Genomic DNA, 8,568 nt, shown 5'->3' on the forward strand with positions numbered 1-8,568 from the left:
TAGCAAGAAGTGGACGATGCCAATACGGGACTGGAAAGCGGCACTGAACCGCTTCGCCATCCAGTTTGAAGACCGGGTACCGCAGACTTAAACGAAAAACCGTTTACACAGAATTCAGTACACCCCCCTGCTTGGGCTTGGCCCGCTTGTTACGCTTTACAACGGTCATTGTTTCTCCTTGGTGGCGGCAGTGTCCTGCCAAATGACCGTTTACACAAAATTATTTACACCCTCCCACAGGCCGCGATTGCTGCCGGGTTCGACCGCGCTTGGGCGACGATTATCGACTCTAACGTAACCACTCTCATCGTTGGCATTGCATTGTTGGTTTTCGGCTCTGGTCCGATTCGAGGCTTCGCCGTAGTGCATTGCTTGGGGATTTTGACCTCGATGTTCTCCGCGGTATTTATCTCGCGTGGCGTGGTCAATCTCTGGTACGGCCGAAAAAAGAAACTGCAATCGATCGCTATCGGTACCATTTGGGTACCGAGTACTAAATAACTTAGGGGATCATATGGAATTTTTCCGCATCAAAAAAGATATTCCCTTCATGCGTCATGCGTTGATTTTCAACGTGATTTCGGCACTGACCTTCGTTGCTGCTGTGTTTTTCTTGCTGCACAAGGGATTACATCTTTCCGTTGAGTTCAAGGGTGGCACCGTGATGGAAGTCAAGTATCCAAAGGCGGCCAACCTTGAAGGAATACGCGGCACCTTGATCGGCATGGGCTATGAAGAACCTAGCGTGACCAGCTTCGATACAGCGCGTGACGTGATGATCCGCATACCGGTGGAAAAGGGGGGCAGTGCCGCGAACACTTCCCAGCGCGTGTTTGAAGCACTGTGCAAGTCCGAGCAAGGTACGACAAAAAGCATAGATACCGTCACTGAAAAGGGTGAACACGTGCTCAAGAGCGCCTGTCTGGATGTGGCTGGCAGTGAAGCGCTGGTCTTGCAGAAAGTGGAGTTTGTCGGCCCGCAGGTGGGCGAGGAACTGGCGCAGAACGGATTGAACGCACTGGTGATGGTGATCATCGGCGTAATGATCTACCTAGCCGTTCGCTTCGAATGGAAATACGCCGTGTCGGCCATCGTCGCCAACTTGCATGACGTGGTGATCATCCTGGGCTTCTTCGCCTACTTCCAGTGGGAATTCTCGCTGACGGTGCTGGCGGCCATCCTGGCGGTGCTCGGCTACTCCGTCAACGAATCGGTGGTGATTTTTGACCGTATCCGCGAAAACTTCCGCAAGCAGCGTAAGGCCAGCGTGCATGAAGTGATCGACAACGCGATTACCAGCACCATTTCGCGTACCATCATCACCCACGGCTGTACCCAGATGATGGTGCTGTCGATGCTGTTCTTTGGTGGCCAGACCTTGCACTACTTCGCCATTGCGCTGACCATCGGTATCTGTTTCGGTATTTACTCGTCTGTTTTCGTGGCCGCAGCCATAGCTATGTGGCTGGGTGTGAAACGCGAAGACTTGATCAAACCGGTCAAGGAAAAAGACGAGACCGCCGACGCGGTGGTCTAAGAGTCTGATTGGTATCTTCACAACAAAAGTACCAGGAAAACCAAGGTGACAAACTGCGAACTTGTTTCAAACTTTCGTTCGCAGTTTTTCCACAGGCTAAGCCATTTCTCAAGCCAAGCAAAGGTGCCCCCCCCACCATCCAACGCTTTGGCATGAAGGCAAAGGTGTGGAGTTCATTGGGTTCTGTCGCGTTGTTGATTCGAAGACGTAGTTTTTCAGGGAAAATTGCAACGCCTCAAACTCGAAGGACCGATCCTATACGAATAGGTCATCCCGCCATATGCTACGCCTTTCAACGTCCGGTATGGGGCGGAAGCAGTCCTTCGGTGCCTCTAGGGTAATGGCAGCAGCTCCGTCTGAACGCTGACGATGCCCAACGAGAACGAGTGGCGGCGTTCTATAGGAATAGATGGCGGAGGTCAGAGAGAACAGATAGCGGCGACTCATGAGAATGAGTGGCGACAGTCGTAAGAATACTCTCCAGGAGGCAATCCCTCAGATTACAGGCTATCACTCTAATGGAAAAGGTCTGATGCCCAAAGTGGACAGGATCTAAGGTTGACCCTGCTGGTGCCCTGTGGCACGCGAGCCCAGCCGTAGGCCTGCCCCATGCCCCTCACGCAGCGGCCCCGCTGAGGCCCACTATGCGCAAATAAAGTGCCCTCTGGAATGCAAAAAGCCCAACCGGGTAGACGCGCTCCCCGCCTTGACGCCTCGCCCGCTCCAGCCTGTTGCAGCGGTTCGGTCGCGCTGCCCGTGTCCCGGCCAACATCAGTAACCCCGCAGGCTGCCTCCCTGTTCCAACGGAGCCCAGCCCTAGGGGTAGGCGATCCCAAAAGCCCAACAGCGTCACCTTGGACCACTATGCGCAAATAAACAGGCCTCTGGAATGCAAAAAGCCCAACCGGGTAAGGGCTGGGCTCTAGGTCTTACAAAAATTCTGGCTCCCCGACCTGGACTCGAACCAGGGACCTGCGGATTAACAGTCCGTCGCTCTACCAACTGAGCTATCAGGGAAAAGAGGCCGCATTCTATAGGGAAAATTTTGCGATGTCCATATTTCCGCCTGAAAAAGTGTATTTTCCCTGCTGCACCTGGCCCGGCGGTCAGCCGGGCTGCTCTTGCGGGTAGTAATCAAAGACCAGCACGCGGCCCAGCCATGGTTTGAGTTGCTCGACAAAGGCCAGGTGCGCCGCATGGGTCAGATACACGTCGCGCGCTGCGGCATCGTCGAAGGTCAGGGTAACGCAATCGGTAAAGCCATCATCGAGGCTTTCCGGGCTGACATTCGGCCCCCATTCGAATTGCCGCACGCCGGGAATGCGGTGCTTGAGCTGCGAAAACTCATACACGAGTTCGGCATGCTTGGCGGAGGTGAGGCCGTCGAGAAAGTCGCACAGGACGATGTGGCGCAAGGCGGAGGAACAAGTCATGGGAAGGCGCTCCTGAAGTGATGCATTCAGGATAGCGCAAAACGCGACCATGCACAGGCACAGGCACTGCGGCGGAAAACAAAAAAGGCCATGTTTTTCAACATGGCCTTCCGAATTCTGGCTCCCCGACCTGGACTCGAACCAGGGACCTGCGGATTAACAGTCCGTCGCTCTACCAACTGAGCTATCAGGGAAAAGAGGCCGTATTATATAGGGCAACTATTCAGTTGTCCAGATTCCCATAGGGAAATTCCACTTTTGCCGCCACTCGCGTTTGTGGCGCACAACAAAAAAGGCCACGTTTTTCAACGTGGCCTTTCGAATTCTGGCTCCCCGACCTGGACTCGAACCAGGGACCTGCGGATTAACAGTCCGTCGCTCTACCAACTGAGCTATCAGGGAAAAGAGGCAATATTATATGTCGCTTATTTCGCATTTGCAAGACACATACTGCATCTCGACAAACACGGCCATCGCCGACTTTCCACTGCCATCAGCGCCACACTTGCATGCAGCGCCGAAGAAGCAATATCTTAAAGCACTTTGGCGATCGCGTCAATAACGATGTCGATATTGCGCGAATTCAACGCTGCCACGCAGATACGGCCCGTGTCGACGGCATAGATCGATTGCTCGCGCAGGGTCGCCACTTGCTCCTTGGTCAAGCCCGAGTACGAAAACATGCCGATTTGCTGGCGCACGAATTCGAAGTCGTGGCCTGGTGCCTTGGCCTTCAGTTTTTCCACGAAGGCATTGCGCATTTCACGGATGCGCACCCGCATGCCGGCCAGTTCCTCTTCCCACAGCTGGCGCAGTTCCGGCGTGGCCAGCACGGTGGCGACCACCTTGCCGCCATGCGTAGGCGGGTTCGAGTAGTTGGTGCGCACGACGCGCTTCAATTGCGACAGCAAACGGGCTGCCTCATCGGCGCTGGCAGCGACGACGCTCAGGGCGCCCACGCGCTCGCCATACAGCGAGAACGATTTCGAGAACGAGTTCGACACCAGCAGTGGGCCGCCCGCGTCGGCAAAGCGGCGCACCACGGCGCCATCTTCGGCGATGCCGTTGGCAAAGCCCTGGTAAGCCATGTCCAGGAACGGCACCAGGCCGCGCGAGGTGACGACGCTGACGATCTGATCCCACTGGGCCACGCTCAGGTCGGCGCCGGTCGGGTTGTGGCAGCAGGCGTGCAGCACGACGATGGAGCCGGCTGGCATGGCGTTCAGGCTGGCCAGCATGCCCTCGAAGTTCACGCCATGGGTGGCAGCATCGTAATACGTGTAGTTATTCACGACGAAACCGGCGTTCTCGAACAGCGCGCGGTGGTTTTCCCAGCTCGGGTCGCTGATGTAGACTTGGGCACCCGGCGCGAAGCGCTGCAGGAAGTCGGCACCGATCTTCAATGCGCCCGTGCCGCCGATGGCTTGTACGGTAATGGCGCGGCGCTCTTGAATAACGGCGCTATCGGCGCCAAATACGAGTTCTTGCACCGCTTTGTCGTAGGCAGCCAGGCCTTCGATCGGCAGATAGGTGCGTGGCGAGGCCTGCTCAATCAGGATGGCTTCTGCCTTGCGTACGCAAGCTAACAGAGGCACTTTACCGTTGTCGTCATAATAGACGCCAACGCCCAGATTGATTTTGGCGGGATTCTGGTCCGCGTTAAATGCTTCGGTGATGCCCAGGATCGGGTCGCGTGGGGCCATCTCGATGGCGCTAAACAGACTGGCAGAAACAGTTGGGTTCGTCATGATAAGATTGGATTCGATTGGAAGCAGGTTCACAGCGGAGTTGTAGACAGCGCCCCGAATACAACGCCAGGGCCGCCAGCAGAGCACTATTCTAACAAAGGTCTGATTCACATGCCCGAATTATCTACCGCCAGCGAGGCGGAAAGCGCAATTATCTCCTTCCCGGATTCCCCCTTCAAGCTGCACCAGCCCTTCTCTCCGGCCGGCGATCAGCCGGCGGCGATCACCCAGTTATCCGAGGGCATCGCCGATGGTCTGGCCTTCCAGACCCTGCTGGGCGTGACCGGTTCCGGCAAGACCTACACCATGGCCAACGTCATCGCGCGCATGGGCCGACCCGCCATCGTCTTTGCCCCCAACAAGACGCTGGCGGCGCAGCTGTACAGCGAGTTCCGCGACTTTTTCCCGCAAAATGCGGTCGAATACTTCGTCAGCTACTACGATTACTACCAGCCGGAAGCCTACGTGCCGCAGCGCGACCTGTTCATCGAAAAGGACTCGTCGATCAACGAGCATATCGAACAGATGCGTTTGTCGTGCACCAAGTCGCTGATGGAGCGGCGCGACGTCATTATCGTCGCCACCGTCTCGGCCATCTACGGTATCGGTAACCCGAACGAATACCACCAGATGATTTTGACGTTGCGCGTAAAAGACAGGGTCAGCCAGCGCGACGTCATCGCGCGTCTGATCCAGATGCAGTACACGCGCAACGAAGTCGACTTCGGCCGCGGCACCTTCCGCGTGCGCGGCGATACCATCGACATCTTCCCCGCCGAGCATGCGGAACTGGCCGTGCGTCTGGAAATGTTCGACGACGAAATCGAATCGATACAGCTGTTCGACCCGCTGACGGGCCGCGTGCGGCAAAAAATCCCCCGTTTCACCGTGTACCCGGGTTCGCACTACGTGACGCCCCGCTCCACCGTGCTGCGCGCCGTGGAAACCATCAAGGACGAGCTGCGCGAGCGTCTGGAGTTCTTCCGCAAGGAAAACAAGCTGATCGAAGAGCAGCGCCTGGAACAGCGTACGCGCTTCGACCTGGAAATGATGGCCGAAATCGGTTTCACCAAGGGCATCGAGAACTATTCGCGCCACCTGTCCGGCGCGCTGCCGGGTGAACCGCCGCCCACCCTGGTCGACTACCTGCCGCCCGACGCATTGATGTTCCTCGACGAATCACACGTGCTGACGGGCCAGCTGAGCGCCATGTACAACGGCGACCGTTCGCGCAAGACCAACCTGGTCGACTATGGCTTCCGCCTGCCGTCGGCGCTGGACAACCGGCCTTTGAAATTCGAGGAATTCGAACAGAAGATGCGCCAGACGGTGTTCGTCTCGGCCACGCCGGGCGACTACGAAAAAAACCATTCCGACCAGGTGGTCGAGCAGGTCGTGCGCCCCACGGGCCTGGTCGACCCGCAGATCATCGTGCGCCCCGCCAGCACGCAGGTGGACGACCTGATGTCGGAAATCGTCGAGCGCATCAAGAAGGACGAGCGCGTGCTGGTGACGACCCTGACCAAGCGCATGTCGGAGCAGTTGACGGAATACCTGGGCGACCATGGCATCAAGGTGCGCTACCTGCACAGCGATATCGAAACGGTGGAACGCGTGGAAATCCTGCGCGACCTGCGCCTGGGCACCTTCGACGTGCTGGTGGGGATCAACCTGCTGCGCGAAGGCCTGGACTTGCCGGAAGTGTCGCTGGTTGCCATCCTCGATGCGGACAAGGAAGGCTTTTTGCGCTCCGAGCGCAGCCTGATCCAGACCATCGGCCGCGCCGCGCGTAACCTGAACGGCACGGCGATCCTGTATGGCGACCGCATCACGGACTCCATGCGCCGCGCCATCGATGAAACGGAACGCCGCCGCGCCAAGCAGATCGCCTTTAATACGGCCAACAACATCATCCCGATCGGCGTCAAAAAATCGATCCGCGAAATGATCGACGGCGTCTACAGCCCGCAGGAAGCGCGCGAAAACTTGCAAGTGGCGCAGGAAGCGGCGAAATTCGAAGCCATGAGCGAGAAACAGGTCAGCAAGGAAATCAAGCGCCTGGAAAAACTGATGGTCGACCACGCCAAGAACCTGGAGTTCGAAAAGGCCGCGCAAGTGCGCGACCAGCTGCACCTCCTCAAGCAGCAGCTGTTCGGCGCGCCGGGCACGGACAATGTGGCGTCGATATTGGGCAAATAGATTGCTATCCCTGCCTGGGCTGGCTTACGGCTCCGGCAGCGAATAATCGACGCCATAGAAATGCTGGCCGTTTTCAATGCGGATGGCCAGCGTCCCGCTGATGCCCGTCAGTTGCCCGGTTAGCGTACGCAGTGCTGCATGCGATGATCCCTTTCTGTAGACGGGGCGGCGCCGGCTGGCGCCACCGATAATAGACAACATGCGGCCAGCATCAGGCCCGATAAGTTGTGTGATTTCATGGTTCCCTCGATCAATGCGAAAGGACCAGCTCGCCGCGCGCGGGCAAGCGCCGAAAGGCATCGTCGATCCGCAGGCTGCGGCGCGCCGCATACGGCTGGCGACCTATCCGCCCGCCGCCGCACTGGCGCCGTTTGTCGAATACTTCTGGGTGGTGGAATGGGACAGGCGGGAGCGCGCGCCGGAGACGCAGCGCGTGCTGCCGTATCCGAACGCCCACCTGGTGTTCGACCTCGGCCGCACTGCCATCCATGGCGTGGTGCGCGGCGCCTTTGACAGGCCTTTGATCGGTGCAGGCAAGGTATTGGGCGTGCGTTTCGCGCCGGGCGGCCTGCGCCCGCTCATCATGCAGCCACTGTGAACTTTTACAGACACGACTATCGCCGCTGATGCGCTGCTGGGTATGCCGGCCGGGGACGCCGAGACGCTGGTGTTAGGCGAGTCCGACGACCTGGCCAGTCTGGCGCAGGCACTGGGCTTTTTTGATCAGGCCCATTTCAGCCGCAGCTTTACGGAACTGGTGGGCAGCACGGCGCTCGACTATCGCCGCTCGCAGCTGCCGACAGTCGCCTATGGCCAGACTGGCCGTCGCATGTGAAACAGGCTGTCCGGTCCGATCTCGAAATAATCGGCCGGACCGCCGCCGCGCAATATCGGCGCAGCGGCGGCCGTGTCGTACACGCCATCGGTCAACAGATGGCGCGCGATATGCACGCCCACCACTTCCCCCAGCACCAGCCAGCTGCCGACGCCGTCCCCATTCAATCCTTGCAGCTCGATGATCTGCGTGCGCCGGCATTCGAAGGACACGGGACTCTCGGCCACGCGCGGCACCTTGACGATGCGCGAGGCGGCCGGCGTCAGGCCGGCCAGCGCGAATTCGTCGACCTCGGGCGGCGCCGGCGCGCAGCCGGCATTCATCGCCTCGGCCAGCGGACGGGTCGCCAGGTTCCACACGAATTCACCCGTCTGCTCGATATTGCGCAAGGTATCCTTGCGGCCGATGCTGGAAAAACCGATCAGCGGCGGATGGTAATTGAAAGCGTTGAAAAAGCTGTAGGGGCCCAGGTTGAGCACACCCTCGCCGCTGCGCGAGGCGATCCAGCCGATGGGACGCGGCCCGACGATGGCGTTGAAGGGATCGTGCGGCAGGCCATGGCCCTGTGCAGGTTCATAAAAGTGAATGGGGTCAAGCACGCGAGTTCCTGAAGTTAAAAGAAGTCAACGACGCCCCCGATGGAGCGCCTGGAACGACAGCTTAATGGAATTGCCGCCACCGCGTTGCCAGGGGGTGTACTGAATTCTGTGTAAACGGTTTTTCGTTTAAGTCTGCGGTACCCGGTCTTCAAACTGGATGGCGAAGCGGTTCAGTGCCGCTTTCCAGTCCCGTATTGGCATCGTCCACTTCTTGCTA

General features: G+C 58.5%; 8 protein-coding genes, 3 tRNA genes and 2 pseudogenes. 5 read left to right on the top strand and 8 right to left on the bottom strand.

The genetic code is table 11. From position 1 onward, the window contains the following. Nucleotides 1-231: 231 nt before the first annotated feature. Both CSZ94_RS26225 and secF read left to right on the top strand, forming a co-directional pair. Nucleotides 232-501: pseudogene (locus CSZ94_RS26225) on the top strand (protein translocase subunit SecD); the annotation flags it as partial. A gap of 13 nt (nt 502-514) precedes the next feature. Next, nucleotides 515-1,537: a protein translocase subunit SecF gene (gene secF / locus CSZ94_RS26230; protein ID WP_102124195.1), complete on the top strand. Its 1,023-nt coding sequence runs from the start codon at nt 515-517 to the stop codon at nt 1,535-1,537. A gap of 17 nt (nt 1,538-1,554) precedes the next feature. On the opposite strand, the pseudogene CSZ94_RS29040 reads toward secF, so the two are convergent. The 6 genes and pseudogenes from CSZ94_RS29040 to CSZ94_RS26255 form a co-directional block, all read right to left on the bottom strand. Then, nucleotides 1,555-1,715, bottom strand: a pseudogene (locus CSZ94_RS29040) (IS5/IS1182 family transposase); the annotation flags it as partial. A gap of 763 nt (nt 1,716-2,478) precedes the next feature. Beyond that, a tRNA-Asn gene (locus tag CSZ94_RS26235) sits at nt 2,479-2,554 on the bottom strand. Between the two features lie 89 nt (nt 2,555-2,643). Next, entirely contained in the window at nt 2,644-2,970 is a 327-nt protein-coding gene (locus tag CSZ94_RS26240) for a Dabb family protein (RefSeq protein ID WP_102124196.1), read from the bottom strand. A 118-nt stretch (nt 2,971-3,088) separates the two neighbouring features. Then, nucleotides 3,089-3,164 (bottom strand) — tRNA-Asn (locus CSZ94_RS26245). Nucleotides 3,165-3,296: 132 nt separating this feature from the next. Further along, a tRNA-Asn gene (locus tag CSZ94_RS26250) sits at nt 3,297-3,372 on the bottom strand. 131 nt (nt 3,373-3,503) lie between these two features. Beyond that, a complete protein-coding gene (locus CSZ94_RS26255) occupies nt 3,504-4,718 on the bottom strand; it encodes an amino acid aminotransferase (RefSeq protein ID WP_180977636.1) in 1,215 nt (404 codons plus the stop codon). Between the two features lie 111 nt (nt 4,719-4,829). Between CSZ94_RS26255 and uvrB the strand changes: the two genes are divergently transcribed. Beyond that, nucleotides 4,830-6,917: an excinuclease ABC subunit UvrB gene (gene uvrB, locus CSZ94_RS26260; RefSeq protein WP_102124197.1), complete on the top strand. Its 2,088-nt coding sequence runs from the start codon at nt 4,830-4,832 to the stop codon at nt 6,915-6,917. Between the two features lie 24 nt (nt 6,918-6,941). Here uvrB and CSZ94_RS28200 read toward each other — a convergent pair whose 3' ends face one another. Next, nucleotides 6,942-7,118 (bottom strand): hypothetical protein, encoded by a 177-nt coding sequence (locus tag CSZ94_RS28200; protein ID WP_180977637.1) that lies wholly within the window; start codon nt 7,116-7,118, stop codon nt 6,942-6,944. A gap of 52 nt (nt 7,119-7,170) precedes the next feature. Between CSZ94_RS28200 and CSZ94_RS29045 the strand changes: the two genes are divergently transcribed. Together CSZ94_RS29045 and CSZ94_RS29050 are read left to right on the top strand one after the other, a co-directional pair. Then, the gene (locus CSZ94_RS29045) at nt 7,171-7,515 is read left to right on the top strand and encodes a DUF6597 domain-containing transcriptional factor (protein ID WP_258001224.1); all 345 of its coding nucleotides are present in this window, start codon (nt 7,171-7,173) and stop codon (nt 7,513-7,515) included. 42 nt (nt 7,516-7,557) lie between these two features. Further along, nucleotides 7,558-7,752: a helix-turn-helix domain-containing protein gene (locus CSZ94_RS29050; RefSeq protein WP_258001225.1), complete on the top strand. Its 195-nt coding sequence runs from the start codon at nt 7,558-7,560 to the stop codon at nt 7,750-7,752. Here the strand turns inward: CSZ94_RS29050 and CSZ94_RS26275 are convergent. Continuing rightward, a complete protein-coding gene (locus CSZ94_RS26275) occupies nt 7,725-8,351 on the bottom strand; it encodes a flavin reductase family protein (RefSeq protein ID WP_102124198.1) in 627 nt (208 codons plus the stop codon). The two genes, CSZ94_RS29050 and CSZ94_RS26275, sit on opposite strands and share 28 nt — an antisense overlap. Nucleotides 8,352-8,568: the final 217 nt, after the last annotated feature.

Origin of the sequence: Janthinobacterium sp. ROICE36, assembly GCF_002869965.1 — a bacterium.
Taxonomy (GTDB): domain Bacteria; phylum Pseudomonadota; class Gammaproteobacteria; order Burkholderiales; family Burkholderiaceae_D; genus Janthinobacterium.

Coding starts and splice junctions, on each gene's coding strand:
- CSZ94_RS29045 (WP_258001224.1), top strand. CDS start 7,171: ATGCGAAAGGACCAGCTCGCCGCGCGCGGGCAAGCGCCGAAAGGCATC.
- CSZ94_RS26240 (WP_102124196.1), bottom strand. CDS start 2,970: ATGACTTGTTCCTCCGCCTTGCGCCACATCGTCCTGTGCGACTTTCTC.
- CSZ94_RS28200 (WP_180977637.1), bottom strand. CDS start 7,118: ATGTTGTCTATTATCGGTGGCGCCAGCCGGCGCCGCCCCGTCTACAGA.
- uvrB (WP_102124197.1), top strand. CDS start 4,830: ATGCCCGAATTATCTACCGCCAGCGAGGCGGAAAGCGCAATTATCTCC.
- CSZ94_RS29050 (WP_258001225.1), top strand. CDS start 7,558: ATGCCGGCCGGGGACGCCGAGACGCTGGTGTTAGGCGAGTCCGACGAC.
- secF (WP_102124195.1), top strand. CDS start 515: ATGGAATTTTTCCGCATCAAAAAAGATATTCCCTTCATGCGTCATGCG.
- CSZ94_RS26255 (WP_180977636.1), bottom strand. CDS start 4,718: ATGACGAACCCAACTGTTTCTGCCAGTCTGTTTAGCGCCATCGAGATG.